General features: G+C 43.6%; 24 protein-coding genes. 10 read left to right on the forward strand and 14 right to left on the reverse strand.

The window, feature by feature from the left end; genetic code table 11:
- Positions 1 to 37: 37 nt before the first annotated feature.
- The 5 genes from VJY63_RS04490 to cysP all read right to left on the reverse strand — a co-directional run bounded on the left by VJY63_RS04490 (position 38) and on the right by cysP (position 5,821).
- Positions 38 to 1,819 carry a methyl-accepting chemotaxis protein gene (locus tag VJY63_RS04490; RefSeq protein ID WP_324048555.1) on the reverse strand — a complete coding sequence of 594 codons (1,782 nt, stop codon included), beginning with the start codon at positions 1,817 to 1,819 and terminating at the stop codon, positions 38 to 40.
- Between the two features lie 111 nt (positions 1,820 to 1,930).
- The gene (locus VJY63_RS04495; RefSeq protein ID WP_324048556.1) at positions 1,931 to 3,040 is read right to left on the reverse strand and encodes a sulfate/molybdate ABC transporter ATP-binding protein; all 1,110 of its coding nucleotides are present in this window, start codon (positions 3,038 to 3,040) and stop codon (positions 1,931 to 1,933) included.
- A gap of 16 nt (positions 3,041 to 3,056) precedes the next feature.
- Positions 3,057 to 3,917 carry a sulfate ABC transporter permease subunit CysW gene (cysW, locus tag VJY63_RS04500; RefSeq protein ID WP_324048557.1) on the reverse strand — a complete coding sequence of 287 codons (861 nt, stop codon included), beginning with the start codon at positions 3,915 to 3,917 and terminating at the stop codon, positions 3,057 to 3,059.
- Positions 3,917 to 4,795 carry a sulfate ABC transporter permease subunit CysT gene (gene cysT / locus VJY63_RS04505; protein ID WP_324048558.1) on the reverse strand — a complete coding sequence of 293 codons (879 nt, stop codon included), beginning with the start codon at positions 4,793 to 4,795 and terminating at the stop codon, positions 3,917 to 3,919. The genes cysW and cysT overlap by 1 nt, the downstream gene beginning before the upstream one ends.
- A 6-nt stretch (positions 4,796 to 4,801) precedes the next feature.
- Entirely contained in the window at positions 4,802 to 5,821 is a 1,020-nt protein-coding gene (gene cysP / locus VJY63_RS04510; protein ID WP_324048559.1) for a thiosulfate ABC transporter substrate-binding protein CysP, read from the reverse strand.
- Positions 5,822 to 6,026: 205 nt separating this feature from the next.
- Between cysP and VJY63_RS04515 the strand changes: the two genes are divergently transcribed.
- Positions 6,027 to 6,842, forward strand: a complete 816-nt coding sequence (locus VJY63_RS04515) for a hypothetical protein (RefSeq protein ID WP_324048560.1) — start codon at positions 6,027 to 6,029, stop codon at positions 6,840 to 6,842.
- Positions 6,843 to 6,934: 92 nt separating this feature from the next.
- Here VJY63_RS04515 and VJY63_RS04520 read toward each other — a convergent pair whose 3' ends face one another.
- The 4 genes from VJY63_RS04520 to acnB form a co-directional block, all read right to left on the reverse strand.
- Positions 6,935 to 9,163, reverse strand: a complete 2,229-nt coding sequence (locus VJY63_RS04520; protein WP_324048561.1) for a heavy metal translocating P-type ATPase — start codon at positions 9,161 to 9,163, stop codon at positions 6,935 to 6,937.
- A 51-nt stretch (positions 9,164 to 9,214) separates the two neighbouring features.
- Positions 9,215 to 9,409, reverse strand: a complete 195-nt coding sequence (locus tag VJY63_RS04525) for a heavy-metal-associated domain-containing protein (RefSeq protein WP_324048562.1) — start codon at positions 9,407 to 9,409, stop codon at positions 9,215 to 9,217.
- Between the two features lie 30 nt (positions 9,410 to 9,439).
- Positions 9,440 to 10,408 (reverse strand): hypothetical protein, encoded by a 969-nt coding sequence (locus VJY63_RS04530; protein ID WP_324048563.1) that lies wholly within the window; start codon positions 10,406 to 10,408, stop codon positions 9,440 to 9,442.
- A gap of 158 nt (positions 10,409 to 10,566) precedes the next feature.
- Positions 10,567 to 13,167, reverse strand: coding sequence for a bifunctional aconitate hydratase 2/2-methylisocitrate dehydratase (gene acnB / locus VJY63_RS04535; protein ID WP_324048564.1), 2,601 nt, complete (start codon positions 13,165 to 13,167; stop codon positions 10,567 to 10,569).
- A 268-nt stretch (positions 13,168 to 13,435) separates the two neighbouring features.
- Between acnB and VJY63_RS04540 the strand changes: the two genes are divergently transcribed.
- The 5 genes from VJY63_RS04540 to VJY63_RS04560 are packed head-to-tail and all read left to right on the forward strand — an operon-like array spanning position 13,436 to position 16,646.
- Positions 13,436 to 13,624, forward strand: coding sequence for a Trm112 family protein (locus tag VJY63_RS04540; RefSeq protein WP_324048565.1), 189 nt, complete (start codon positions 13,436 to 13,438; stop codon positions 13,622 to 13,624).
- Positions 13,621 to 14,403: a 3-deoxy-manno-octulosonate cytidylyltransferase gene (gene kdsB, locus VJY63_RS04545; RefSeq protein WP_324048566.1), complete on the forward strand. Its 783-nt coding sequence runs from the start codon at positions 13,621 to 13,623 to the stop codon at positions 14,401 to 14,403. The genes VJY63_RS04540 and kdsB overlap by 4 nt, the downstream gene beginning before the upstream one ends.
- 16 nt (positions 14,404 to 14,419) lie before the next feature.
- The gene (locus VJY63_RS04550) at positions 14,420 to 14,896 is read left to right on the forward strand and encodes a low molecular weight protein-tyrosine-phosphatase (RefSeq protein ID WP_324048567.1); all 477 of its coding nucleotides are present in this window, start codon (positions 14,420 to 14,422) and stop codon (positions 14,894 to 14,896) included.
- Positions 14,897 to 14,901: 5 nt separating this feature from the next.
- On the forward strand, positions 14,902 to 15,972 hold the full coding sequence (gene murB, locus VJY63_RS04555) for a UDP-N-acetylmuramate dehydrogenase (RefSeq protein WP_324048568.1): 1,071 nt from the start codon (positions 14,902 to 14,904) through the stop codon (positions 15,970 to 15,972).
- Positions 15,973 to 16,016: 44 nt separating this feature from the next.
- Entirely contained in the window at positions 16,017 to 16,646 is a 630-nt protein-coding gene (locus tag VJY63_RS04560; protein WP_324048569.1) for a LysE family translocator, read from the forward strand.
- 91 nt (positions 16,647 to 16,737) lie between these two features.
- Here the strand turns inward: VJY63_RS04560 and VJY63_RS04565 are convergent, their stop codons facing one another.
- The 4 genes from VJY63_RS04565 to dsbD form a co-directional block, all read right to left on the reverse strand.
- Positions 16,738 to 17,814: an alkene reductase gene (locus tag VJY63_RS04565; RefSeq protein WP_324048570.1), complete on the reverse strand. Its 1,077-nt coding sequence runs from the start codon at positions 17,812 to 17,814 to the stop codon at positions 16,738 to 16,740.
- A gap of 87 nt (positions 17,815 to 17,901) precedes the next feature.
- A complete protein-coding gene (locus tag VJY63_RS04570) occupies positions 17,902 to 19,278 on the reverse strand; it encodes an ATP-binding protein (protein WP_324048571.1) in 1,377 nt (458 codons plus the stop codon).
- Positions 19,275 to 19,943, reverse strand: a complete 669-nt coding sequence (locus VJY63_RS04575; RefSeq protein ID WP_324048572.1) for a response regulator — start codon at positions 19,941 to 19,943, stop codon at positions 19,275 to 19,277. The genes VJY63_RS04570 and VJY63_RS04575 overlap by 4 nt, the downstream gene beginning before the upstream one ends.
- Before the next feature lie 14 nt (positions 19,944 to 19,957).
- Positions 19,958 to 21,772 carry a protein-disulfide reductase DsbD gene (dsbD, locus tag VJY63_RS04580; RefSeq protein WP_324048573.1) on the reverse strand — a complete coding sequence of 605 codons (1,815 nt, stop codon included), beginning with the start codon at positions 21,770 to 21,772 and terminating at the stop codon, positions 19,958 to 19,960.
- A 137-nt stretch (positions 21,773 to 21,909) separates the two neighbouring features.
- Between dsbD and VJY63_RS04585 the strand changes: the two genes are divergently transcribed.
- The 4 genes from VJY63_RS04585 (at position 21,910) to VJY63_RS04600 (ending at position 25,006) form a co-directional block, all read left to right on the forward strand.
- The gene (locus VJY63_RS04585; protein ID WP_324048574.1) at positions 21,910 to 22,470 is read left to right on the forward strand and encodes a TlpA disulfide reductase family protein; all 561 of its coding nucleotides are present in this window, start codon (positions 21,910 to 21,912) and stop codon (positions 22,468 to 22,470) included.
- An 11-nt stretch (positions 22,471 to 22,481) separates the two neighbouring features.
- Complete coding sequence (locus tag VJY63_RS04590) at positions 22,482 to 22,712, forward strand: DUF4266 domain-containing protein (RefSeq protein WP_027849533.1); 231 nt, start codon at positions 22,482 to 22,484, stop codon at positions 22,710 to 22,712.
- 9 nt (positions 22,713 to 22,721) lie between these two features.
- Positions 22,722 to 24,032, forward strand: a complete 1,311-nt coding sequence (locus VJY63_RS04595; protein WP_324048575.1) for a DUF3570 domain-containing protein — start codon at positions 22,722 to 22,724, stop codon at positions 24,030 to 24,032.
- A 65-nt stretch (positions 24,033 to 24,097) separates the two neighbouring features.
- A complete protein-coding gene (locus VJY63_RS04600) occupies positions 24,098 to 25,006 on the forward strand; it encodes an FAD:protein FMN transferase (RefSeq protein ID WP_324048576.1) in 909 nt (302 codons plus the stop codon).
- 17 nt (positions 25,007 to 25,023) lie between these two features.
- On the opposite strand, the gene VJY63_RS04605 is transcribed toward VJY63_RS04600, so the two are convergent.
- The gene (locus VJY63_RS04605; RefSeq protein WP_324048577.1) at positions 25,024 to 26,310 is read right to left on the reverse strand and encodes a ferredoxin reductase family protein; all 1,287 of its coding nucleotides are present in this window, start codon (positions 26,308 to 26,310) and stop codon (positions 25,024 to 25,026) included.
- Positions 26,311 to 26,665 lie beyond the last annotated feature (355 nt).

The raw sequence follows: 26,665 nt of genomic DNA on the forward strand, positions 1-26,665 counted from the left end.
GCCCCATTTATTGGGGCTTTTAAGCTGAGTGGTTAAGCTAGTCTTCTAATAAATGCTTGGTTTCAAAACCCATAATTAAAGACCCCCAGCGCTTGCCTGAAATAAACAAAGGAATTGAAAGATCGTTGAGTATTTCGCCGGTATCACGAATAAAGGTTTGCAGTAAAAAGGGACTGTCATGCGTACAACGGCGTTTTTCAGCACGGGTATCAAAGTAAATTCTTAATTGTCGAGATTGTAGGTTATCAACCGCTGGATCACCAGTTCTAGGTTTAGATACTTTGGCGTGGTGAATTGGTACATAACCTTCACTAGTAATGCCCACGGCATAAGCAAACTCAGGGTGTTCTTTTAAGAAGTTGTCATACAAAGGCTGTAACACACCTTCTGAAGCCTTGATGTAGCTGGTCATATAATGAATGTGTTTATCGTTTGGGTTAATGGCTTGGTAGTTATTATCAAATAAATTAACGCCTTGTTTGGCTAAATCTTCTAGTTTCTCGGTTATTTTTTCAGCGTAACTTAAACCCAGCTGGGTTATTCGTTCAAAGCCACCATAACCAATAATAAAACTGGATAGCAGCTCTTGGGTGCGTTGAGTCGCTGTTTCTAATTCATAGGCGCTCTCTCTGGAAAGCACCATGTCTTCTTTTACTGAATGCGACAAGTCGGCAATGCTGCTGACGTTTTCGTGGGTAGTACGGTTGGTATAAGAAAGCTCTTCTATGGCGGCTGAAATAGTGGCGAGCTGCTGACTCATTTGTTCAAAACCGGCAACCATGTCAATGAATTGATCGCTGGTACGCGTCATAAAGCTTTCTGCTTCTTGTATGTCGTCTAAGATCGCACTAGCGCCCACTTCAGTTTGTTTTACCAAGCTGGTCATTTCGGTAATGTTACTATTAATTTGCTGCGTTGCATTACCAACTTTTTGCGCCAAGTTGCGTACTTCATCGGCAACCACTGCAAAACCCCTGCCTGCTTCACCCGCGCGTGCTGCTTCAATGGAAGCATTTAAGGCTAGAAGATTGGTTTGTTCAGAAAAGTCTTCCACCAGCTTTAAAATAACAATAATGTTTTCAGAATTTTTACTTAACGTTGCAACGGTTGTTTGAAAGCTTTGAGCCAGTTGTGCAACGCCTTGGATTTTTCTAGAAACACCTTTAAGTTCGTGACTTGAATGTTGGATTTCTTTTAGATTACGATAAGTTTGATCGCTGATGTTTAAGGTGTTAGAGGCAATTTCTTCGACGGCTTGAGTAGATTGGCTGCTGGATTCAAATATTTGTTGCGTTTGTTCTTCCTGAGCCAGTGATGAAGCATTGGCTTGATTGACTCTTTTTTGTACCCGTGCAGCGTTCAGCGCAACATTCACTGAATGGTCACGCGCTTCGTTAATCATTGCTTTTAACTGACCAGAAAATGCATTGTAGCTGCGCGCCATGTCTGAAATTTCATCAAACGTATAATCAGGCAAAGTCGCAGAGATATCACCGTTTTTTTCGCGTATGGCTTGCAACACTTTGGTGATATCACGTATCGGTGTTACAAATATTTTTCGCATAAAATAAACAGTAAAAATACCAATAAGTAATACAACAAGGCTACAAATACCCAGCAACCACCACAAATTCATTAGTGTAGGATAAAGCGCCGCTTCTTGTCCTACAGCGGCGATTTCTTTTTCTAACGTATTTAATAGCATGATTGCAGGAATGATTAAAATGGCTTGAGGCAGTAGTAGTGCGGTGACGTTACCCACAATTTTACGGGTGAGGGTAAACCAAAAAGCTTGTTCTATTTTTCGATATGAATTCATGGTCAGGCTACTCTTGTTATTGGAATTGATAAGACCAGAGTCACAATATGCCAGTTTGTGCTATGAATAAAAAGAGTAATGATACTAACAGGTTAGCTTACGATTAATGCATTAGCTAGCTAACCAATGCATTGGTTGGGGTTTATTTTTGGCATCGTTAGCAAATAACTGTCCAGCATGAGGGTGTGCATAGCAGGTGTCGCCTCTTTGCGGTTGCCAAGTGTTGTAGTGAGAATGGCTAATCACCACTTCCCATAAATCTTGGGTGTGCCAGCCTAGTGGTTCTAATTCAACGCGCACTTCAGCACCGATTAAACTCACTGCTTTAATGGTTAGCGGCAGGTGGGCGGTTGCTGAAGGTTGGTTGCTTAGGCTGAGTTCATGGGAACGCAAGTAAAGCTGCCCAGCTTCTGCTTTATGCCCGTCAGGAAAAGCTACCCAAGCCTTGCCTTGCTCTAGGCGGTTGTTTGCTAAAGAAGATGCTTGGCCTTCAAATACATTCACACCGCCTAAAAAATCATACACAAAACGACTGGCGGGCTGCTGGTATAAAGCTTGCGGCGTGGCTTCTTGTTCTATCTGTCCTTGGCTCATAACTACGACCCTATCTGAAACTTCTAAAGCTTCTTCTTGGTCATGGGTAACAAACACACTGGTAAAACCTAACTCATCATGCAGGTTACGCAGCCAACGGCGTAGCTCTTTGCGTACTTTGGCATCCAGCGCACCAAAGGGCTCATCGAGCAATAGCACACGCGGTTGCATGGCTAGTGCACGCGCTAAAGCAATGCGCTGTTTTTGACCACCCGAAAGCTGGGCAGGGTAGCGGCTGGCTAAATGGCTAAGCTGAACTTTATCTAGCAGTTCTGCGACCTGCTGTTTAATGGTTGTTTTAGTTGGGCGCTGTTTTTTAGGCAAAACATCTAAGCCAAAAGCAATATTTTCAGCGACTGTCATGTGGCGAAATAAAGCATAGTGCTGAAATACAAAGCCTACCTTACGATCTCTAACGTGTAAGTTGGTTACGTCTTTGCCACTAAATAAAATTTGCCCTTGGTCGGCAGTTTCTAAGCCGGCAATAATACGCAGCAGGGTAGTTTTACCAGAACCCGAAGGCCCTAATAAGCCCACTAGCTCACCTTCGTTAATGGTTAAATTTAGTGGTTTAAGGGCTTGGAAATCACCAAACTGCTTACTGATTTGTTTAATCTGAATGCTCATAGAGTTTCACCTAAAACTAGCTGGCGCTTTGTTGTTGCCGCCATTCTAAAAAAGTTTTTACAACCAAAGTTAATAAGGCCAAAGCTGCTAATAGAGTGGCGCTAGTAAAAGCACCCACTAAGTTATAGTCCTGATACAGCAGCTCGACATGCAGCGGTAGGGTGTTGGTTTCACCACGAATATTGCCTGAAACTACGGATACCGCACCAAACTCACCTACCGCTCGGGCGTTGGTTAAAACCACGCCATACAAAAGCGCCCATTTAATATTGGGAAGCGTCACACGGCGAAACATTTGCCAACCGCTAGCACCCAAACTTAGTGCCGCTTCTTCTTCAGAGCTGCCTTGTTGCTGCATTAAAGGAATCAGTTCACGCGCTACAAAAGGGCAGGTAATAAATACGGTGACCATCACTATTCCAGGCCAAGCAAACATTAGCTGTAAGTCGTGATCCATTAACCAGCTTCCTACCCAGCCATTGCTGCCATAAAGCAAAAGGTACATAAGCCCAGCAACAACTGGCGAAACAGCAAAAGGAATATCAATTAAGGTCATTAAAATGCGGCGGCCGGGAAATTCAAAACGTGTCACTAGCCAAGCCAAAAACACCCCAAACACTAAGTTTAAGGGCACAGTCAAAGCCGCTACTAAAAGCGTTAAGCCAATAGCATGGAGCGTGTATTTATCGCTAAGGTTGACCCAAAAAATATTTAATCCAGCACTTAAAGCCTGAGCAAAAATTGCGATTAAAGGCACAACTAATAAACTACCCACCAGCAAAAAAGCCAAGCCAATCAATAATCGCCTTAACCAAGGTTGGTCGCCAATGCGTTGTTGATGGCTAACTTTAGAAAGACTAGTTTTATGGTTACTCATTATTGACTGCCTTTTAGCCGTTTAAGGTAACGGGTTTGCCAAATATTCACTGCAAATAACAAAACTAAAGAAGCCATTAAAATAACCGAAGCGATGGCACTGGCAGCGGCATAATCAAACTCTTGTAAGCGAACAAAAATCATCAAGCTGGTCACTTCACTTAAATAGGGCATATTGCCAGCAATAAAAATAACCGCACCAAATTCACCTAGGCTGCGAATAAAAGACAGCACCACGCCCATTACTAAAGCTGGCCAAAGGGCTGGAAAAATCACCCGTCTTAACACTGTCCAATCCTTAGCACCTAGACTTAATGCGGCTTCTTCATCGCCTGAATTTAAGTCTTCCATCACTGGCTGAACATTACGCACTACAAAGGGCAGACTGGTGAATAACATGGCAATTAAAATACCCAGCGGTGTATAAGCCACTTGAATACCCAACTTAGCCAAACCTTGCCCGTACCAACCTTGGGCAGAAAATAAGGTAGCTAGGGTAATACCAGCTACTGCGGTGGGCAGGGCGAAGGGCAAATCAACGAGTGCATCTATTAGGCGTTTACCGGGAAAGGTGTAACGCACTAAAACCCAAGCCAGCAACAAACCGACCAGACCATTGAGCAGTGAAGCGCCCAAAGCCATGAGCAGAGTGACTTGGTAAGAAGCCATGACTCTTGAATCTGTCACCACGGCCCAATAATCTGCCCAGCTCATACCCGCAGTTTGTACCAGCAGGCCGCTTAAAGGTAAAAGTAATACCAAGCTAATAAACAGTAGCGAGATACCAAGGCTTAAAGCAAAGCCCGGCAGCACTTGTCTGCCGGTAACTTTGAAGCTTTTGCTAATGAGATTTTTAGGAAGCAGGCTAGCAGGTGTCATGGTTATTTACCGGCGCTGCAACTGGTCTAGTTTGCCGCCACTAGCAAAGTGAACTTGCATGGCATTTTTCCAATCACCCGCAATTTCTTCAATGGTTAGTAGCTTTAAATCAGGGAAGTTAGCCGCCGTTTCTGCTTTAACCACTGGGTTGTGTACTCGGTAGTTAAAACTGGCTAACAAGCGCTGGCTGTCTTCACTGTAAAGGTGTTCTAAATAGGCCGTCGCCAGCTCAAAGTTACCATTACGCTTGGCCGGTTTTTCGACCACTGCAACGGGGAACTCAGCTAAAAAACTGCTAGAAGGCACAATGATTTGAAACTCTTGATCTGGGAAGGCTTTAATCACGCCTTGAATTTCAGATTCAAAAGTTAGCAGCGCATCGCCAATACCCCGTTCAACAAAGGTGTTGGTTGCACCACGGCCACCGGTATCAAATACTGCCACTTGGCCTAAAAACTTGCGTAAAAAGGCATCGACCTTGGCTTCATCTTTATTAAACTTTAACTGAGCAAAACCTAGGGCAGCTAAATAGCTGTAACGGCCATTACCCGAAGTTTTAGGATTGGGTAGTACCAAGCCCACATCTTCACGGGTTAGGTCATCCCAGTCTTGAATGTTTTTGGGGTTATCTTTGCGAACTAAAAACGCCATGGTGGAATAATAAGGCGAGCTGGCATTAGGTAGCTTTTGACGCCAATCTTTAGGTAATAGCTTGCCTCTTTCGTGCAGAATATCCACATCGGTGACTTGGTTGTAAGTTACCACATCGGCACGTAAGCCCTGAATAATTGCTTGCGCTTGACGTGAAGAACCCGCATGAGATTGTTTAATTTCGACTCTTTGCCCCGTTTTTTCTTGCCAATGGTCATTAAAGTGTTCGTTGTAGCTGGCAAATAATTCACGAGCAACATCGTAAGAGGAATTGAGCAGGCTAGGCTGTTCAGCTAAAACAGCTGGGCTGGTTAGGGCTAAAGCAAGTCCACTAGCAATTAGTGTTTTACCTAGGTTTTTGAATTTTAAAGACATTTGTTATTCCTCTCAAAGGGTTTTTCTAAACATTGCGATTAGATTAATCCTCGGTAAAGGTTATAACAAGAGGTTCATTAAGATCATTTATGTATAAGCAAAAAACTAAAGTATAAAAACTCCTTTAGGTTAAGGTGGAAAAAAAAGACTAAAAACAGTATATTTCAGCGACTATTAGCAATTACTAAATCTTAATGGACTTAACATGGCTGCTCTTATACTGCTTGGAGTCGTAGTTTTTTTAGCTTTTACAACTATTTTTTTTGTACATCACCGTAAAATCAAGGAAGAAAACCGTATTCAAACGGAACGAAAAATTCAAGACATTAGAACCCAAGCCAAACGTATTGAACCTTTGTTGATTAATATTCCTGCACATTTATTGGCTTATGATTTGCGCGTTGCTTTAGCTGAGCGTTGGTTGTTGTTATTGCGTATGCAGCAAGGTTTAGGCGATAAAAGTGATGATTTTTTATACCTGCTAAAAAATGCTGAGCAAACGGTAAATGCGGTGAAAGCTAACCCAAATCCTAGTCCTCAGCCTATTGACAGCAGGCAAAAAGGCCAAGAAACCATGAATCAGCTTAAAAACGTGCAGTTTTTGATTATGAAAGAGTTCCGAGAAGGGCGCATTGCTGAAGCAAAGGGTAAAGATTTTTTACAGGTGATTCGTTACGCTGCAACGCAGGTTATTATTGAAATGAATAAGGCGATTGCAGAAGTTAAGATAAAAGAAAACAAATACCGTGCCGCACTTGTTAATTACCAAAGTATTATTACTGAGTTAAAAAAATACCGTGGTACCGACCAGCAGCACTTTAGTCGTGTTTATAATGATGTGCGTGCCATGATGGAGCAGCTTAAAGTTCAAGCCAAACAAGAGCTAGCCGCCACGCCTAACTTGCTAGCTGAAGGAATGGAAGCCTTAGAGAAAGAAGAGGCAGATGTGTCTGGTTTGCAGTCAGACATGCAGCGAGCAGTGATGGCAAGCCAAGCAAGGGCACGCAGCCAACAGGGTTAAAGTAGGGCTGAAACAGTTCTGAAACAGGACTCAATCGTTTACCGTAATGAAAAAAACCTAGCCAAAGCTAGGTTTTTTGTTTTGCTTAATGCTTATTTATCAAGCTTTACATAGCGCAGGCGATTAGCGTTAGTCACCACTGTGACAGAGGATAATGCCATAGCAGCTGCAGCATAGGTAGGGCTTAATAACCAGCCTGTTAAAGGGTAAAGCACCCCAGCGGCCAGCGGAATACCTAAGGAGTTATAGATAAACGCACCAAAGAGGTTTTGCTTAATATTGCGTACCGTTGCGCGTGAAATAAGCATTGCGTCGGCCACACCGTGCAATGATCCGCGCATCAGCGTTAAGTCAGCGCTTTCTATGGCAATATCAGTACCCGTACCTATGGCAAAGCCGACATTGGCTTGCATCAAGGCGGGTGCGTCATTAATACCATCGCCCACCATACCCACTTTTAAGCCTTTGGCTTGCAATGCTTTTATTGTAGCGGCTTTTTGGTCAGGTTTTACATCGGCATAAATTTCAGTAATGCCCACTTGTAGGGCAACAGCAAGTGCAGTTTTTAGGCTATCACCCGTTAGCATAATCACGTTTATACCGGCATTTTGTAAGCGTTGAATGGCAGCCGCAGAGTCTTCTTTAATGGTGTCAGCCACGCCAATTAAAGCGGCAAGTTTGCCATCAACAGCCAAGTAAATGCAGGTTTGACCCAAGTCAGACATGGCTTCAGCTTGTTGAATGGCGGCTTCGTTAAGTTCAACGCCTTCGCTTTCTAATAAGTCACGATTACCCGCCAGCCAAACGTATTCTTGAATGATGCCTTTTAAGCCGCTACCGCTGATAACTTCTGGCATGGCGGTTTTGGGTAGTATTAAGCCTTCGGCTTTAGCGGCTGCAACAATCGCAGCACCTAAAGGGTGTTCAGAAGCTTGTTCTAATGAAGCTAAGTTGGCGAGCAATTCATTTTTAGAAATACCAATGGTTTCTTGTAAATTAAAAGTAATCAGCTTGGGTTTACCTTGGGTAATCGTGCCGGTTTTATCCATCACAAGGGTGTCCAGCTTAGAGGCTTCTTGCAGTGCATCGCCTTTACGAATCAGCACGCCTTTCCCTGCGGCACGCCCCACACCCACTGTAATCGACATGGGTGTTGCTAAACCTAATGCACAAGGGCAAGCAATAACTAAAACGGCCATCGTTGAAATCAACATATAAGCCGACTGAGGTTCTGGGCCTATTAACCACCAGATAAAAGCAGTAAAAATAGCAACTAAAATAACGACAGGTACAAACACAGCGCTAATTTGGTCGACTAAACGCCCTATCGCCGGTTTAGAACCTTGTGCTTTGCGTACTTGATTGATAATTTGCGCCAAAGCAGTGTCATCACCTACTTTTCGCACACGCATAGTAATGCTACCGCCTTGGTTGATTGTTCCTGCCGATAGCCAGTCTTTTTTCTGTTTATACACTGGGAGCGGCTCGCCGGTTAGCATTGATTCATCAATCAGCGTTTCACCTTCGGCAACAATGCCATCGACAGGAATACGATCCCCCGGTTTAACTCTAAGCAAATCACTGGCTTGAAGGGAGGCAAGGCGCATTTCTTTTTCTTCGCCATCAGGAGTAATTAGTAGCGCTACGTCTGGTTGTAGTTTCATTAATTGGCGAATGGCTTGCGAAGCATGCCCACGCGCACGGGTCTCTAAGGCTTGCCCTAAATTCACCAAGCCAATAATAAATACTGCGGCTTCATAATAAACATGACGGCCTTCAGGTGGCACAAGCTCTGGCCAAAGGACTATCAGTGTAGAATATAACCAAGCAGCTCCGGTACCTAAGGTAATTAAACTGTCCATATTGGCACGGTGATTTTTAAGTGAAATCCAAGCACCTTGATAAAAATGACCGCCGGAATAAATCATCGTCGCTAGTGTAATTAGGCCAATGAATCCCCACAACACTTGTGCTTCTTCTGGCATGGGTAAGTAGCCAGTAAGCATTAATAGCATTTGGGGGATACCCACTGCCAGCGCTACCCAAGTTTTTATCCAAACTTGTTTTAGTGCTGCACTCTCTTCAGCTTGACGTTCATTCTCGCCATAGTCTGCATTCAAAAGCGTTGCACCAAACCCTGCACTTTGTACCGCTTTAATTAAAGCTTCTGGGCTGGCGCTACCTGTAATTTCAGCGCTGCGGTCGGGCAGGTTAACACTTACTTGCTCAACACCATTTACGCTATTTAAGGCTTTATCAACACTAGCAACACACGCACCACAAGTCATGCCTCTTAAAGCAAGGCGAAAGGGTTTGGACATAAAAATTAATTCCTATTGTTCTAGCTACTTATTCTAATTATTTTTTTATGGTTATTCTTCAGCTTCAAAACCTAAGCCTTCGATAATTTCGATGGCTTGGTCGATGCTGATTTTTCCGGTAATACTGGCTGTGGCTTGGCTGATTTCAACACTTTCAACGGCTTCATTCAACATTAATGCTTCGGTAACTTTGTTAACGCAGCCGTTGCAGGTTAATCCCATTAATTTAAGTTCTATAGTCGGCATTATTTTCTCCAATAAATTAATCGTTGCTAGTTAGGCTTCAGAACCGTGCAGGGCTTTTCTAGCGTCCGGGTCGTAGGGTAATTTGTGTAAAATCATTCTAATGGTTAAATCAGGATTAACAAACCAAGTACTGTCCGTTTCTAATGCTTTTTGGTTGATTACTGCTAGCGCTTCAAGTTCGCCATTTCGATCAGCAGCTACTTTAATGATTTCACCTTGTTGTTTACCTTCAGCATCGTAGACCGCAGCGGGTAGACTGAGTTCACCAGTGGTAAGGTGAGCACGGTGCAGGCGTTTTTTTACTTGGCCACGAAACTGGGTACGCGCCACAATTTCTTGACCGATATAACAGCCTTTTTTAAAGCTAACCGCGCCAGTTGCTTGGTAGTTAAGCATTTGTGGCAAAAATTGATCGGTTAAGTTTGCATCCACTTGGGCGCGACCCATTTTTATATCCAATAATTGCCAGCAATCCGTCGTGACTAAATTGGTTAAACTTTGTAACTTGGTTAATGTGGTGGTGAATTTTTTATGGTCACGTTTTAGTAAAACTAAAGCCCTTGGTTGTGGACCTGGTAAGTTTAGAATGAGCCCTTTTTTAGTAAGTGCTTGCTGATAGTCATTATCTGGCCAAGCGCCCATAAGGCTATTGATTAAAGCCGGTGTTTCTTTTCCTGATAAGCCTAATAACTGATAATCATTGGTTGTTTCTTTAAGCTGGGTTTTAAAGAAAGGCTGATATTTGGCTAAATGCGTTTGCACCGCTGCTAAATTATTGGCTGGTAAAATAAGTGCTAAATGATCGCTAGCAAAAGCAATGACTTCAAAGCTGCTGACCACACGGCCTTTTAAATTACACAAGAGTCCTGGCAGCGCGTGTTCAGTATTAACAAGGCGTAGGTCGGCAGTAATTTGACCCTGTAAAAGCTTGTCTGGCTGGCCGCCTTGTAACTCTAAAACAGCTAGATGATCTAAAGAAGCGAGAAAAATATTGGACATGGGTTGATACCTTGAATTTATTGCAGTGCAATAATGTGATTGATCTAAATCATTATTGCAAGTTAACCCAGTTGCTTAACAATAAAAAACCCGCCGCTGCTAAGCAGGGCGGGCTTGGAAAACTTTAGCAGTTTAAGGCGTTAAGCTTTCTTGGCAGCTTAGGATTCTTGTGCAACAGGAATCACTGAAGAAGCCGCTTTTTGGTATTCAGCCATTTGATCAAAATTTAGGTAGCGGTAAACATCGCTAGCCATAGTGTTGATCTTTTCAGCGTAAACCATGTATTCCGCAGTGGTTGGCAGTTTGCCTAAAATAGAGGCAACCGATGCTAGTTCTGCAGAAGCTAGGAATACGTCAGCACCATCACCTAAACGGTTAGGGAAGTTACGCGTTGATGTTGACACTGCTGTTGATTTAGCAGCAATACGTGCTTGATTACCCATGCACAAAGAACAACCGGGCATTTCCATACGCGCACCGGCACGGCCATAAATACCGTAGTAACCTTCTTCGGTTAACTGGTGCTGATCCATCTTGGTGGGTGGTGCTAACCATAGACGGGTAGGTAACGAACCTTTGAACTGCTCTAGCAGTTTACCAGCGGCACGGAAGTGACCAATGTTAGTCATACAAGAACCGATGAATACTTCATCAATTTTGGTACCAGCAACGTCAGATAATTTACGTGCATCATCAGGATCGTTAGGCGCACAAAGAATAGGTTCTTTGATAGTGTTTAGATCAATTTCGATGATGTGGGCGTAGTCTGCATCTTTGTCAGCACGCATTAACTGTGGGTTAGCTAGCCAATCTTCCATTGCTTTAGCACGGCGCTCTAAAGTACGTGCATCACCGTAACCATTAGAAATCATCCAGCGTAGCATGGTGATGTTAGATTTTAGGTATTCAGCAACCGACTCTTCAGACAAGGTAATGCTACAACCCGCAGCAGAACGTTCAGCAGAAGCATCAGATAACTCGAATGCTTGCTCAGCTGTTAGGTGCTCAAGGCCTTCAATTTCTAGTACACGACCAGAGAAAGCATTTTTCTTACCTTTTTTCTCAACAGTCAAAAGACCGTCTTGAATGGCTTGGTAAGGAATCGCATGAACTAGGTCACGCAGTGTGATACCTGGCTGCATTTCACCTTTAAAGCGCACTAGCACGGATTCAGGCATATCCAAAGGCATAACGCCGGTAGCCGCTGCGAAAGCAACGAGACCCGAACCCGCTGGGAAAGAAATACCTAGTGGGAAACGTGTGTGTGAATCACCACCCGTACCTACGGTGTCTGGCAATAGCATACGGTTCAACCAAGAGTGGATGATACCGTCACCAGGACGCAAAGAAACACCACCACGGTTCATAATGAAGTCAGGTAGTGTGTGGTGAGTGTTTACATCAACTGGCTTAGGGTAAGCCGCAGTGTGACAGAAAGACTGCATTACTAAGTCTGCAGAAAAACCTAGGCAAGCTAAGTCTTTTAGCTCATCACGGGTCATAGGACCAGTGGTGTCTTGAGAGCCTACGGTAGTCATCTTAGGTTCGCAGTAAGTACCCGGACGAACACCATCAACACCGCAAGCTTTACCAACCATCTTCTGCGCTAGGGTGTAACCTTTACCCGTATCTTCGGGCTGATCAGGCTTTTTGAAGGTATCGCAAGGACCAAGACCGAGTTCTGCACGGGCTTTTTCAGTTAGGCCACGACCGATAATTAAAGGAATACGGCCGCCAGCACGTACTTCATCAAGAAGAACTTGAGTTTTTAGTTCAAAAGTAGAAAGAACTTCATCAGTACCTTGCTTGCAAACTTTGCCTTCATAAGGATAAACGTCAATTACGTCACCCATATTTAGGTTTTCTACATTCATTTCGATGGGCAGAGCGCCGGCATCTTCCATGGTGTTGTAGAAAATAGGTGCAATGTTGTTACCAAAGCAGAAACCGCCCGCACGCTTGTTAGGTACGTTAGGAATATCGTCACCGAAGAACCAAAGTACAGAGTTAGTAGCGGACTTACGTGAAGAGCCCGTACCAACAACATCACCCACGTAAACTACTGGGTAGCCTTTGGCTTTAACTTCTTCAATTTGCTTAAGTGGACCAGTAACACCTGGTTCTACTGGCTCGATACCATCGCGCGCCATTTTAAGCATGGCATTAGCGTGAACTGGAATATCAGGACGTGACCAAGCATCAGGCGCTGGAGACAAGTCATCGGTGTTGGTTTCGCCAGGCACTTTAAATACGGTTAAAGTGATTTTTTCAGCCAGTGCAGGCTTGTTGGTGAACCATTCAGCATCAGCCCAAGATTGAATAACTTCTTTAGCGTTGGCATTGCCTTCTTTGGCTTTATCGGCTACGTCGTGGAAAGCATCAAACATAAGCAAGGTGGATTTAAGCTGAGTAGCAGCTAGCTTAGCTAGATCATCGTTGTCTAGTAGATCAACTAGCGTAACGATGTTGTAACCGCCCTGCATGGTGCCAAGCAGTTCAACAGCCAGTTCAGCGCTAATTAGTGGTGAAGAACTTTCGCCTTTAGCGATAGCTGCTAGAAAACCTGCTTTAACATAAGCCGCTTCATCAACACCGGGTGGAATGCGGTTAGTGATTAGGTCAACTAGAAATGCTTCTTCGCCTGCGGGTGGATTTTTTAGTAAATCAACTAAAGCAGCGGTTTGGTCTGCATTAAGGGGTGTCGGTGGTACGCCTTCGTTGGCGCGTTCTTCGATATGTTTGCGGTAGGCTTCTAGCACGATTGTATACCCTCATCTGTTGGCGATTCGATCAACTACAAAAAAACTTTTTTAATTAGGTTGGCGAATAAAAGTTCGCTACCTTTTTAATGGCGTTGGCATTGTAGTTTAAAGTGTCGACAAAGTTAAGTTAGCTGATTACAAGAAAGCTTCAACTTTGGTCGTTGTTGGTTGTTGGCTAACGTGTTTATTTTAATAAAAACTCTGATTTTTCTAGTATTTCAGTTACAATTCAGCGCATTTCATTTAGCTAATTTTGGAGCACTTTATGGATAAGCAACTTTTGTCTTTGCTCGTTTGTCCGGTATCTCATGCAGCACTGGTCTATAACAAAGACACGCAAGAGCTGGTTTGTCGTGCCAGCGGTTTGGCTTACCCGATTCGTGATGGCCTTCCGGTTATGCTTGAAACGGAAGCGCGTCAACTGACGATTGAAGAGAAGCTAGAAAAGAAATGAGCTTTATTGCCATTATTCCCGCACGTTTTGCTTCATCACGCCTGCCCGGTAAGCCTTTATTAGACTTGGCCGGTAAACCCATGTTGCAGCGGGTGTGGGAGCAAGCTTGTTTAAGTGCTGCTGATCGCGTTGTTATTGCTACTGACGACCAATGCATTGCTGAAGTCGCCAGTGCTTTTGGTGCCGAGGTTTGTATGACTTTGACCGATCACCCCAGCGGCACCGACCGTTTGCAAGAAGTGGCTAGTAAGCTAGGCCTTGCAAAAACGGCGCATATTGTGAATGTGCAGGGCGATGAGCCAATGATACCTCCAGCATTAATTAACCAAGTCGCTGCTAACTTAGCCAACAACGCCCAAGCCAGTATTGCCACTTTAAGTGAGCCGATTACTTGTATTGAAGCGGTGTTTAATCCTAACAATGTCAAGGTAGTAACTGATAGAAATGGCTTAGCGCTTTATTTTAGTCGCAGTCCACAACCTTGGGTTAGAGATTACTTTCTTGCCAATGAAGCCGGTAATTTTAAACCCCAAACCTTACCTGCGGGCATTAATTTTCAGCGGCATATCGGCATTTATGCCTACCGTGTCGACTTTTTAGATGAATACGTTACTTGGCAGCCTGCGCCCTTAGAGCAAGCCGAGCAGCTAGAGCAATTACGCGCACTTTGGAATGGCCACAAAATTCATGTTGCTGAAGCTTGTCAGCAGCATCCGCAAGGTGTTGACACGCCTGAAGATTACCAGCGCTTAAAAGCTTTGCTGGCTAAATCTATTTAAGTATTGAGTTCAAAGAATGATTAAGGTTTTGTTTGTTTGTTTGGGTAATATTTGTCGCTCCCCAACGGCTGAAGGTGTTTTTCGTCACCTCGTTGAAACGGTTAATTTGCAAGATAAGATTCAGATAGATTCTGCTGGCACTAGCAACGCACACCTAGGTAAAGCACCCGATGAACGTATGCAAAAGACTAGCTTAGATAGGGGTTATGATTTATCAGCATTACGCGCTCGCCAGTTTGGTGCAAAAGATTTAGACACCTTTGATTACATTTTAGTGATGGATAAACAAAACCAAGCCGATGTTGAAGATTTTGTAACAGAATTAGAACAGTTGGATAAAATTCGTTTGCTGCTTAGTTATAACCCTTCTGCTTTGGTTGAAGTGCCTGACCCTTATTACGGTGGCGAAACAGGTTTTCATCAGGTGGTTGATTTGGTGGAATCTGCCTGTAAACGACTGCTTATTCAAATCCGTAAAGCACACGGTTTGTAAAATAAATGTTTCGCAAAACAGCCAACGCCCCGCTAAACCAGCGTAATACCTTGGGTTTTACTGCCCAAGCTAGCTGGTTAGTTAAAGCTGAACAACCTAACGAGCTTCCTGAAATTTTTGACTTTGCACTTAGTCAACAACTGCCTGTTTTTCCTTTGGGCGGTGGCAGCAATGTTATTTTTCAGGGCGATTTAAAGGCGGTGGTGCTGCAACAACAAGCCCAAGTTTTAGACTGGCCTGAAATTGAGCCAGATGAATTAATATTAAGCGTACCCGCCGGTTATTCTTGGCAACAGCTGGTTTTAGATACCACCAATAAAGGCTATTTTGGGTTAGAAAACTTAGCCCTAATACCTGGACAAGCTGGCGCTGCACCCATTCAAAATATTGGCGCTTATGGCGTAGAACTAGCCGATAGTTTGCAGGCAGTTGAAGGCTATTGGTTACCAAAAAAAGGCCAGCCAGCTAAGTTCGCTATTATTGCTGCTAAAGACTGCGCCTTAGGCTACCGAGACAGCCGCTTTAAACACGACTGGAAAGGCCGTTTTGTTATTACCGCTTTGCAGTTACAGCTTTCTAAACAAGCTGAACCCCGTTTGAACTATGCCGATTTAAAAGCACGCTTAGCGATTAAACTAGATTTGACCACAAAAAAACAGCAACCAGAAGCCTTAAACCAACCCTTGCCACGCCTGATTGCCGAAGTGGTGAGTGAGTTGCGTCGATCAAAACTCCCCGACCCAGCCAAACTTGGTAACGCTGGTAGTTTCTTCAAAAACCCCGTGATTTCTCAGCAACAAGCAGAAGAACTCTTAACGCTTTATCCGAAAATGCCGCATTACCCTGCCACTAATGGCTGCAAATTAGCCGCCGCTTGGTTAATAGATCAGTGTGGTTTTAAAGGAGCAAAGCGTGGCAGCGTGGGAGTACATGACCAGCAAGCTTTGGTATTAGTACACAGCGGCGGCGGCACAGCAGAAAACCTATTAGCCCTAGCAGAAGAAATAACCACCGCAGTAAAAACACGCTTTAATGTGCAGCTAGAAAGAGAGCCGGAGCTAGTGTTAGTTAAGTAAAACTAGTTATTTTTAATAAGCTACTTATACAATAGGCGCTGTAAATGGACTTGTTACAAGGTTTGTTAATAATTACATCTATTCATCTTTTGGCAGCGGCGTCACCTGGCCCTGATTTTATTTTGGTTTCTCAACAAACATTATCAAACGGGAAAAAAGCAGGGTTAATGTGCAGTATAGGGATATCTTTAGGGCTTTCCATCCACATTATTTACTCTGCGTTCGGGCTAGCTACGGTTATTGCAAACTCAGCGAATATGCTTTGGGCGATAAAAATATTAGGTGGCGGCTATTTGCTTTATCTTGGTATTAAAGGGTTGCGTTCTAAGCCATCAAGTAACAAAAAAATTGTAGACGAAACGGTTGTTAAATATTCAATAGTCAAAATTATAGGCGTTGGCTTTTTATGTAATGCATTAAATCCGAAAGCACCGATATATTTTGTATCTCTGTTTACGGTCATCCTTTCGCCAGATATGCCGTTGTATCAAATCGTTATCTATGGTGCATGGATGATGGTAATTCAATTAGCTTGGTTTTCTACAGTTGTAGGGCTTTTATCGCGTCCAGCTATCAATAGCAGATTTAAAAAATATGGTCACTGGATCGACCGCGTATTAGGTGGTGCAATGATAGCGTTAGGTATTAAGGTCCTAGCCACTCGAACTAACTAAAAGCTAAGAAAGCCAATCACTATAACCAGCTGATGATAGTGGTGCTTAAAATTTTTGCACCACTTCGTTCAATGCCTAGCCTTAATGTTACCTAAGCTTTCATCAATGGATAATCGGTATAACCCTCAGACCCTGGCGTATAGAAGGTTTTTTGGTCGGGTGTATTGAGTGCTGCACCGGCTTGAATGCGGGCGGGTAAGTCTGGATTCGCAATAAATGCCTGACCAAAAGCAACAGAATCTGCTCCGTTATTACGCAAAATTTCAGCCGCTTCGGCTGCGTCATAACCCATATTAACCATTAAATGACCTTGATAATGCTCACGAGCAATGGGAATAACGTCAGCTTTTTGTATACCAAAAAAGTCACCTCGCATTAAATGCAAGTAAGCTAAATTAAAAGTATTTAATTGCTTGGCAAGGTAACTTACCCAACCTTCTGGATCGTTATCTTTCATGCTATTAAAACTGTTCAGTGGCGATAAGCGTAAACCAACCCGTTCACTACCAATTTCATTTGTTACTGCTGTAAGAACTGCTGTTAAAAAGCGCGTACGATTTTCCAGCGAACCACCGTAATTATCAACGCGTTGATTAGCACTTTCACGCAAAAATTGATCAATTAAATAGCCATTTGCACCGTGAACTTCGACCCCATCAAACCCTGCTTCAATAGCATTTGCAGCGGCTTGGCGAAAGTCTTGTATAATTGCCAAAATTGCTTCTTGGGTTACAGCGTGTGGTAGGGTATAAGCTTTTTTGCCTTCTGGTGTGGTTGTTTCGCCATCAATAGCAATGGCGCTGGGTGCAATGGCTTCTTTGCCATTATTAAGTAGCGGATGTGCTGCGCGGCCAGCGTGCCAGATTTGTAAAAATATTTGTCCGCCGGCTTGGTGTACCGCTTGAGTGGTTTTTTTCCAGCCTTCAATTTGTTCTGGTGAGTAAATACCAGGATCATTACCAAAAGATGAAGTTTGCGGCGTTACCATTGTACATTCAGTAATAATCAAACCAGCGCTGGCACGCTGTGCGTAGTATTCGGCCATTAGATCATTAGGGAGGTGATTTATTGCTCTAGCGCGGGTTAGTGGTGCCATTATAAAACGGTTGGGGAGTGTTAGTTTTCCCAGTTTTATCGGCTGAAATAGCGCTGTAGTGTCTTGTGGCATGGTAGGTTTCCTTTTGGGTAATGTGATTAACTATTGTGTGACCTGTGTTAGTTAGCTTAATTCCATTTGGTGATTCAAAATCACGATTTAATCTTCAAAACTAATACTGACTGTCAGTCCGCCTTTAGGTGTGTCTAGCAGTTTCAGCCTACCCTTATGGCGTTCAACTATTCGTGCAACAATCGCCAGTCCTAGTCCACTACCATAGAAATCACCTTGGCGATAAAACCTTTGCACCAGCAGAGGTTTTTGCTGATCCGACACCCCGCAGCCGTGATCTATCACTTCCAGCCGATGTCCCTGTAACCAGCGTTGCCAGCGAACCTGAATACTTTGACCTGAAGTTGAATGACGTAGGGCGTTGGTGACTAAATTCTGTAATAAAATTTCCAAACTGCCTAGCTCCATTGATATAGACCAGTTGGTAGTAGGTTCTTCGTTAAAAAGTTCCAGTTCGATCTGTTGTTGCATTGCCAAAGGCGCTAGATCAGCTAAAACCTGACGGCTTACTCTTAAAGGATTAATCTTTTCTAAAGGAAAGCTAGATTCAGGTTCAAGGCGTGCAAGGGTTAGCAGCTGAGAAACAATTCGAGTGGTGCGTTGAATGCCTTGCTGCAACTGTTTTAAGGATTCCTTCCTATCTTGTGGGTCTTTTGCTTGTAAGGCGTTTTGGCTGTGCAGGCTAAGTACGGTTAACGGAGTACGTAGCTCATGAGCAGCATCGGCAATAAAACGCTGTTCACGTTCTCTTAGCGCTCTTAGCTGTTGCAGTAATAAATTAATAGCTTCTTGAATAGTTTTTAGCTCTTGTGGCAAGTCAGTAAGGTGTAAAGCTTGTAGTGAATGAGGGTCACGGTTTCTTAAAACTTCAGCTAAGTGTTCTAAAGGCTTTAAACCCTTACCAATAGTTAGCCAGATAAGTAATGCTAAAGCTGGCACGCCTAATAAATCTGGCAGTAATGTTCTTAAGGCAATTTTATCAACTAGCTCACCACGCACATCTTCCCTTTCAGCCATAATAATTTGTTGCTGTTGAGGGTGATTTAATACAAAAACTCGCCAAATTTGGTCATCTACCTGCTCTAAGGCATAGCCAGTTTTTTGTTGTGTTAATCGGCTGCCCGGCGCATTACGAGAGCGTAAAATCAGCTCATTTTCTTGCCACACTTGAAAAACCACCTTGCTCTCATAGCGGTGGCCTTCTTGTGTTTTAGCTTTTAAAAAAGGTTGTTCCATTGAATTAAGTAAACGTAACTTTTCAACTGGGTTTAAGGGTGCAGCTTCCAGCCCAGTTAACAGGCCGCTAATTAACCGAGCTTGTTGTGCTAAGTGTGCATCGTATAATTCTTCTACCTCATGGGCAGCATCATGGAAGCTGCTCCAAGCAATAAGGCTACTAACAGAAATAAAAAGTAGTAAAGCCCACTTAAGGGTTTGTTTGCGTATGGATGCGCCTTTTTTCATGGTTGAGCATCCTTGTCTAATACATAACCTATGCCCCTTAGGGTGCGTATTAAGCTGGGAAAGAGTTTTTTTCTTAGGTGATGAATATGCACTTCCAAAGCATTACTTTCTACATCCTCTTCCCAACCATAAAGGAGCTGTTGCAGGTGGTCACGGGTGAAGACATGGCCGGGCTGGTTAAGCAGTTCGTGTAATAAGGCAAACTCTCGGCGGGTTAGGTTAACCGGCTGTTTTTGAAAGATAACTTGTTGATTTTGTGGGTTAAGTTCTAACTCACCCAGTTGCAAAATTGTTTGGGCACGGCCGGCACTGCGGCGTAATAGGGCGCGTACCCTAGCTTTTAGTTCGGTGATATCAAAAGGTTTAATTAAGTAATCATCAGCGCCGGCATCTAATCCGGCAATACGGTCAGCAACGGCATCGCGTGCAGTAAGAATTAACACAGGCAGTTGTTTACCTTCATCACGGATTTTTTTTAATAGTGACAAACCATCTAATCCGGGTAGCCCTAAATCCAATAATAGCAGATCAAATACTTCATTTTTAATACCGTAAAATGCCTGCTGACCATCAGCCAGCCAGTCCACGGTATAGCCTTCAGGTTTTAGCGCCGTCCGAATACCTTGTGCTAGTGAGGTATCGTCTTCAATCAGCAGTAACCGCATGAATTTAATCCTAGTTAGAAGGTTTTTGGACGGCTATTTACTAGCTTTTTTAGTTGGTTTTGAAAAGTATTCAAGCCAACTTCACCCAGTGTGCGTAGCGATGGAATCTCAGTCCCATTTTGGTCAAAATATAGTAATGCTGGTGGCCCAAACAACTGGTATTGCTTTAGTAAAGCAGAGTGCTGTGTGGTGTTTTCAGTCATATCCAGTTGAAGAAAAACTACTCTTCCTGCGTAATTTTGCAGATTAATTCTGCTAAAAACTTGTTTTTCCATTAGCTTACAACTGGCGCACCAGTCGGCGTAAAAATCCAGCACCACAGGCAAGGATTGTTCTTTAGCTAACTGCATTTGTTCCTTTAGCTTATCTAGGCTGCGAGTCTGGGTAAACAAAGGCTCTTCTTGAAGGGCTGTATTCTGATTCTTACCAAGCATTCCGGCCAAGGGCTGTAAAGGATCATCTTGCCCTGCCAAAGCACTCACTAACAAGGTTGCGGCATAAAGTGCCAGAGCAGCGGCTAAGCCACGGCGAGTTTTTTGCCAATCCGTTTTAATTTCACCACTGCCTAAATGAACAGCGTACACCAGTGCTAATAAACCCCATAACGCTAAGCTAATACTTGCGGGCAGAAAACGTGCTAGTAAGCTAATCGCCAGCGCTAGCAGAATAACGCCAAAAAAGTTTTTAACCGCAACCATCCATAACCCAGCACGCGGCAGAAGTTTTCCACCGCCTGCACCTACTAGCAACAGCGGCACGCCCATACCTAAACTTAGTGCAAATAATGCTGCCCCACCTAAAAGTGCATCCCCCGTCGTACTGATATAAATTAATGCGCCCGCTAAAGGGGCAGATACACAGGGCGAAACAACCAAGGCTGAAATTAAACCTAGCAAGGCTAAGCCTGTATAACGGCCAAAACCAGAGCTAGATGCCTTTGAATTCGGTTTATTACCTAGATTATTAAGCTTATCGCTAAGAAAAGCAGGTAGCTGTAATTCATAAAAACCAAACATGGCCAAAGATAACAATACAAAAATAAGCGCAAATACACTAAGGGCAATCGGGTTTTGCATGGCTGTTTGTAAGTTCATGCTGGCACCAAAATAACCAACCAGCACTCCAGCTGCTGTGTAGGTAGTTGCCATACCCAGTACATACGCCAGTGACAAGCCTAACCCCTTACTGGTACTGATATTTTGCCCTTGTCCAGCAATAGCCCCAGCCAAAATAGGCAACATGGGCAGCACACAAGGGGTAAAGGTTAGCCCCAGCCCCAATACAAAAAAAGTACCAATTATCCACATCAGTCCAGAAGATTCTAATAAGGTCGCTAAAGCTCCGGCATCTTCGTTTGTGCCTTTAGGTGAAGAGCTAGGCTTAATAATTTGTTCAGTCTCTAAGGTAGTAGCCGTATTGCCAGGCCATTGCAGTTGGAAGGTTTCAGTGCGAGGTGGATAACACAAGCCAGCTTCTGCACAGCCTTGCCAGCTTAGTTCTACTGTTTGAAGGCCAGCTGGCAAATCGGGGCTAGCCGTTAATTCTAAGGTGTTATAAAAAACATCTACTAGCCCAAAGTTTGGATCATTTTTTTTTGTTGTTTTTGATAAAAAATTGGGCTGCAAAGCTTGTTCATTAGCTTGAATGCTAATTCGAGACTGATACAAATAATAACCTTCAGCAATTTCCCAATGAGCTAATAACTGCTGGTTTTCAAGCACCACACTGGCCTTGAAAGCTTGGTTAGCAGGCAAAAAATCTGCAGCAGCCTGTAAAAAACCACTGCTAAGCAGTGAGGTTAGCAATAACAGCAGAGTAGAGCGTTTCATTTTCTGATTCCTAATCACTAAATAATAGACCACTAGCCTGAAGCACAAAAATTAAGGCTAGCTTAAGGCGCACTTAAGAAAATCTTAAGTTAGGGCTGAAAGAATGACAGGACTAAAACTAGTCAGGAGCCAAGAGCATGACAAAAGAACAGTCATTAATAACACCCAAAGGTTTAACACCTTGGTTTACCGCAGCGGCTTTAATGTTAGGAATAACAGCTGTGAGTTTTATTCCTTCAGCTAAAGCAACAGAACTAGTACCCATTACACAGTCACAAAAAGCACCGCTACTCAATCAGCGTCTGCCTGATATGAAAGGTGGTGAAATGGCTTTGGCTGATTTTAAAGGCAAGGTGGTGCTGGTTGATTTCTGGGCTTCTTGGTGTGGGCCTTGCCGTGAGTCTTTTCCTTGGATGAATAGCGTGCAAGAAAAATATGCGACACAAGGATTGGTTGTGGTAGGTATTAATTTAGATCAGCAGCCTAAAGAGGCAGAGACCTTTCTTAAGCAGGTGCCAGCAAATTTTACACTGTTACAAGACAGTAAAGCATTTTTGCCAGAAGCCTATGGCTTGATAGGTATGCCCTCTAGTTATTTACTAGACCGTGAGGGGCGGTTACGCGCCACCCACACCGGATTTCATGCCAGCAGAGTAAAAGAATACGAAGCTAGCATTCAACAATTACTGGCTGAATAAGGAGACACACCATGAATAAAAAAAGGCTAGCACAAGTAAGTTTAGGGTTGCTTATTTTATTGTTTTTAGCGGGTTGCTCTAACTGGGGTGTTAAGCCTTGGGAGCGTGACCTGTTAGCCCAGCCAAAAATGCAACTAATTAATGAACCTGTAGAAGCTGGATTAGATGATCACATTTATTTCAGTAAAGAAGGCAGCAGTGGTGGTCGTAGTTTTGGCGGCGGCGGTTGTGGTTGCAACTAGGAGCAGAGCATGAGCGAATTAAGAAAAAAAGATTCAGCATTAAGCGCAGGTAAGTTGGGCGGAACACTGGCTGCAATAGGCTGTGCACTCCTTCAGGGTATGCCAAATCAGGTGCAGGCTGGGGAACTGGAAAAATGGGATTTTGATGCGGCAGTGTTGCTTTATGCTGAAAGCGACAGTCGGGTACAAGCTGTTGAGCCGGTTATAAGTGCAACTCGTAACTTTGATAGCGAAACAAAGCTTAATTTAAAGCTGGCGCTAGACACGCTCACTGGTGCTTCACCCAATGGTGCTTTTACTAGCGACCAACCACAAACTTTTACTCGCCCTTCCGGTGAAGGTCAGTACAGTGCTGCTGCGGGTGAATTGCCGCTGGATGATAGTTTTCGTGATACCCGTATTGCTACCTCTGCCCAGTGGTCTGCACCCCTAGGTCGTGATTGGGCTTATTCTGTGGGTGGTCATTTTTCTACCGAGCATGATTACCTTTCTATGGGTGGTAATGCTAGCGTGTCGCGTTACCTTAACCAAAAAAACACCACTTTAACGCTGGCGGGTGGTTTGTCTTTAGATACCATTAGCCCAGAAGGTGGTATTCCGGCTGGTATAAGTCCAATGGCTGTGTGGGGCAGCAGCAATTTTGATAATGACTTTGCTGCTAGCCGTGTTGGTGGCGATGACGATAAAACTGTGACTGACTTGCTCTTGGGTGTAACTAAGGTTATTAACCGCAGCACCATTATGCAGTTTAACTACAGCCTTAATTTAAGTGATGGTTACCTGACTGACCCTTACAAACTAGTGAGTGTTTTTGATCAGGCTGGTGGTGGTTTACAGGGTTATCGTTATGAAGCACGACCTGATAGCCGTACTAAACAAGCGCTTTTTTGGCAGACTCGCCATCAGCTGGCTGGCGGTGATGTAGTTGATTTAAGTTATCGTTATCAGTTTGATGATTGGGGCATGAACTCCCACACCCTAGAAATGAAATACCGTTGGGGTTTAGGACAGCATTACCTTGAACCTCAGGTGCGTTGGTACACTCAATCAGCAGTGGACTTTTATCAGCCCTATGCTACCTCTCAACAGCTAAGTGTAGGCAGTAAAGAACTAACAGCTGATTACCGTTTGGGCAATTTTGATGCTTGGACTTTGGGCCTGCGTTACGGTTATCAACTAACGGCTAAACAAGAAATTTACACGCGCTTGTCTTTATACCAACAAACCTCTAGCAACTTTAGCTCAGCAGTAACACCGGCTTCGGGCAGTGATTTACCTAAAACTACGGCAGTGATGATGATTCTTGGCTATAAGTTCTAATGCAAGCAATCAGGCAAGTAACCTGCAACTGGCAGGGCAGTTTTTTTGTGACGAGCTTTAAAGCCATGTCAAGCCCCTGTGAAATTTTGCTGGCCTTGCCTGAATCTCAAAAAACTTTAGCTGTCCATTTAGCAGAACAAATGGCGGCTGAAGTCTGGCGCATTGAAGATGCCTACAGTCGTTATTCTGGCAATAATTTATTTAGTGATCTTCATGCATCTTCTGGCAAAAAACAGCAGGTTAATGCTGAAACCGCTCGGCTGCTCAATTTTGCTGAACAAGCCTGGCATTTATCTGATGGCCTATTTGATTTAACCTCCGGCCTGTTACGCAAAGTTTGGGTTTTTGATGGCAGTGATCGGTTGCCGGATCAATCAGCGATTGATGCACTCTTGCCTTTTATTGGTTGGCAAAAACTTAGCTGGCAGTCAGCTCCTCCCGATGCCCGTGGAGAAATTAAAGGTGGCTGGCTGACTTTACCCGAAGGAATGGAGTTGGATTTTGGCGGTATAGGAAAAGAATATGCTGCTGATCGGGCACTAGGTATGGGCTTACATCTGTTAGAAAAAGTAAAACAAAGCTTTGCTACAGAAGGCAATAAATGGCCTGGCTTGTTAGTTAATTTAGGCGGTGATTTAGCGTGTAGTGGGCCGCTGACAAAAGATAAACCTTGGCGAGTGGGTGTAGAGTCTTTAGCGGTAGAAAATACTGCCAGTTTATTATTACAGGTTTCGCGTGGGGGGCTGGCTACTTCTGGCGATAGCCGTCGTTTTTTACTAAAAAACGGTAAACGCTACAGTCACCTTTTAAACCCTTTAACAGGTTGGCCAGTAGAACAAGCTTTAAGATCCGTTAGTGTTGCTGCACCGAGTTGTGTGCAAGCAGGGCTAGTGGCTAGTCTAGCCCTACTGCAAGCTGCTAATGCCCGTAGCTTTTTAACGGCTACGGGGTTAAAACACTGGGTTTTAGATTGATTTTTTAACGTTCCACTTTATCTAAATTCAAATAGCTCTTGATGAAAGCGCAGGGAAACTGGCTGCTTTTTTAAACCACTTAGTAAAGCCTTAGCTAAGCCATTTGGTCCACAGAACCAGATATCGACTTGCTTAGAAGTAATCGCTAGCTGGTCAGCAGTTAAACGCTGTCCTTGTTGGCTATCATAAATATGCAAGCTAATGTCTGGAGTGCTTTCAACCAGCTGTTTTAAGCGTGCAACCAGAGGGTCAGTCGCAGCAGCTGAAGTGCAATAATGCAGGCTAGTTGAGGTGTTATTTAATTGAGGATAATTGGCACGGTTTTCTAATGCAGCTAAAAAAGGTGTAACACCTATACCGCCGGCAATCCAAATTTGCTGAGCATTTTTTCTACCCTTGGCAGGATTAAATCGACCATAAGGCCCTTCAATTAAAACTGGCTGACCACTATGTAAGTGCTGCGGTATTTTGCGCGTGTAATCACCTAAGGCTTTAATTTGAAAACTAAGCTGACCATTTGTTTTATCAGCACTGGATAGGGTAAAAGGATGAGCGCCTTCAAGCTTATTAAAGGTTACCAGAGCAAATTGCCCAGCTTTATGTCCCGGCCACTGTTTACCAAGATCACACACCACTTGGGTAACTTGGTTAGAAAGTGATTCAACGCTTTTTATTACGCCTTGATAACGACGATTTTTACCTATACCACCAATTAATGATTGGATAGATCCGAGTAAGCCACCCAGCATTAATAGAGCCATTAGCCAGCCAGTTGATTGTTGCCACCAGCTAGGGGGTGTTAATAAAAGCGCATGAGCAGCAAGGAGCAGATAAACTAAAGGCATTACCTTATGCAGATAACGCCAGTAGTAATAGGGGATTAAACGAATTAGTGTAACGATAACCAGCAACACCAGAATATACAGAACAGGTTCACCTAAATCTTCAACAGTATCCTGAAAAGTATCCAGCCAGCCAGTAAAGTGGCCTTTTCTTTGACTGCGATCTCTGCCTAAGATAGCCTTCAGCCCATCATCCCACATTTCTATCAACCAATGACTTAGGGCAAAAAAAACCGCCAATATTCCAGTCCATTTATGCAGCTGGTAAATGCTATCTAAACCACCCAAAGGTGTTTCTAGCCAAGCTGGACGAGTAGCTAGTAACAAAGTGAGCGACATAAAATTTATGGCTAGGTAGCCACTTAGGGTTAGAAAATGATCGTAACTTGTTCCTACTTGCCAAAAAACAAGTTGAATAATTAGCAGTAAAGCTAGGTTTAAGTTGGTGCGCTTAGTAGGCATAGGCCGATACCTTTTAATGATAGGTAGGATTGAATGCCTAGTTTGCAATGCAAAGCTTACGCCAACCTTAATTCAAAAAAAAAGAAGGATTAAAACGCCCAATTGGTAATTTCTAACCAAGCGCCTAAGCCCAACCAGCCTGAAATAGAAGCCAACATAAAAAAACTTTAGCTGCCCATTTAGCAGAACAAATGGCAGCTAAAGTCTTTGCAGCATAGATTAACACTGGTAGTTTATACAGCATGATAAAACACACCAAGACATTAAAAGTCCGAGTACGCGATAAACATAAAGCTTTGCTTAACAGCATGGCTAGGCATGTTAATTTCGTCTGGAACTACGTTAATGAATTAAG

Origin of the sequence: Marinospirillum sp. (assembly GCF_035271045.1) — a bacterium.
In the GTDB taxonomy this organism is placed as follows: domain Bacteria; phylum Pseudomonadota; class Gammaproteobacteria; order Pseudomonadales; family Halomonadaceae; genus Marinospirillum.

Bases quoted from the DNA above. Each gene is read 5' to 3' on its own strand.
- VJY63_RS04490 (WP_324048555.1), bottom strand. From the start codon at position 1,819: ATGAATTCATATCGAAAAATAGAACAAGCTTTTTGGTTTACCCTCACC.
- VJY63_RS04575 (WP_324048572.1), bottom strand. From the start codon at position 19,943: ATGCGGTTACTGCTGATTGAAGACGATACCTCACTAGCACAAGGTATT.
- VJY63_RS04495 (WP_324048556.1), bottom strand. From the start codon at position 3,040: ATGAGCATTCAGATTAAACAAATCAGTAAGCAGTTTGGTGATTTCCAA.
- VJY63_RS04590 (WP_027849533.1), top strand. From the start codon at position 22,482: ATGAATAAAAAAAGGCTAGCACAAGTAAGTTTAGGGTTGCTTATTTTA.
- VJY63_RS04540 (WP_324048565.1), top strand. From the start codon at position 13,436: ATGGATAAGCAACTTTTGTCTTTGCTCGTTTGTCCGGTATCTCATGCA.
- VJY63_RS04570 (WP_324048571.1), bottom strand. From the start codon at position 19,278: ATGAAAAAAGGCGCATCCATACGCAAACAAACCCTTAAGTGGGCTTTA.
- VJY63_RS04595 (WP_324048575.1), top strand. From the start codon at position 22,722: ATGAGCGAATTAAGAAAAAAAGATTCAGCATTAAGCGCAGGTAAGTTG.
- VJY63_RS04565 (WP_324048570.1), bottom strand. From the start codon at position 17,814: ATGCCACAAGACACTACAGCGCTATTTCAGCCGATAAAACTGGGAAAA.
- VJY63_RS04520 (WP_324048561.1), bottom strand. From the start codon at position 9,163: ATGTCCAAACCCTTTCGCCTTGCTTTAAGAGGCATGACTTGTGGTGCG.
- VJY63_RS04525 (WP_324048562.1), bottom strand. From the start codon at position 9,409: ATGCCGACTATAGAACTTAAATTAATGGGATTAACCTGCAACGGCTGC.
- VJY63_RS04560 (WP_324048569.1), top strand. From the start codon at position 16,017: ATGGACTTGTTACAAGGTTTGTTAATAATTACATCTATTCATCTTTTG.
- VJY63_RS04585 (WP_324048574.1), top strand. From the start codon at position 21,910: ATGACAAAAGAACAGTCATTAATAACACCCAAAGGTTTAACACCTTGG.
- VJY63_RS04600 (WP_324048576.1), top strand. From the start codon at position 24,098: ATGTCAAGCCCCTGTGAAATTTTGCTGGCCTTGCCTGAATCTCAAAAA.
- cysP (WP_324048559.1), bottom strand. From the start codon at position 5,821: ATGTCTTTAAAATTCAAAAACCTAGGTAAAACACTAATTGCTAGTGGA.
- dsbD (WP_324048573.1), bottom strand. From the start codon at position 21,772: ATGAAACGCTCTACTCTGCTGTTATTGCTAACCTCACTGCTTAGCAGT.
- kdsB (WP_324048566.1), top strand. From the start codon at position 13,621: ATGAGCTTTATTGCCATTATTCCCGCACGTTTTGCTTCATCACGCCTG.
- VJY63_RS04605 (WP_324048577.1), bottom strand. From the start codon at position 26,310: ATGCCTACTAAGCGCACCAACTTAAACCTAGCTTTACTGCTAATTATT.
- VJY63_RS04530 (WP_324048563.1), bottom strand. From the start codon at position 10,408: ATGTCCAATATTTTTCTCGCTTCTTTAGATCATCTAGCTGTTTTAGAG.
- murB (WP_324048568.1), top strand. From the start codon at position 14,902: ATGTTTCGCAAAACAGCCAACGCCCCGCTAAACCAGCGTAATACCTTG.
- cysT (WP_324048558.1), bottom strand. From the start codon at position 4,795: ATGACACCTGCTAGCCTGCTTCCTAAAAATCTCATTAGCAAAAGCTTC.
- VJY63_RS04550 (WP_324048567.1), top strand. From the start codon at position 14,420: ATGATTAAGGTTTTGTTTGTTTGTTTGGGTAATATTTGTCGCTCCCCA.
- VJY63_RS04515 (WP_324048560.1), top strand. From the start codon at position 6,027: ATGGCTGCTCTTATACTGCTTGGAGTCGTAGTTTTTTTAGCTTTTACA.
- cysW (WP_324048557.1), bottom strand. From the start codon at position 3,917: ATGAGTAACCATAAAACTAGTCTTTCTAAAGTTAGCCATCAACAACGC.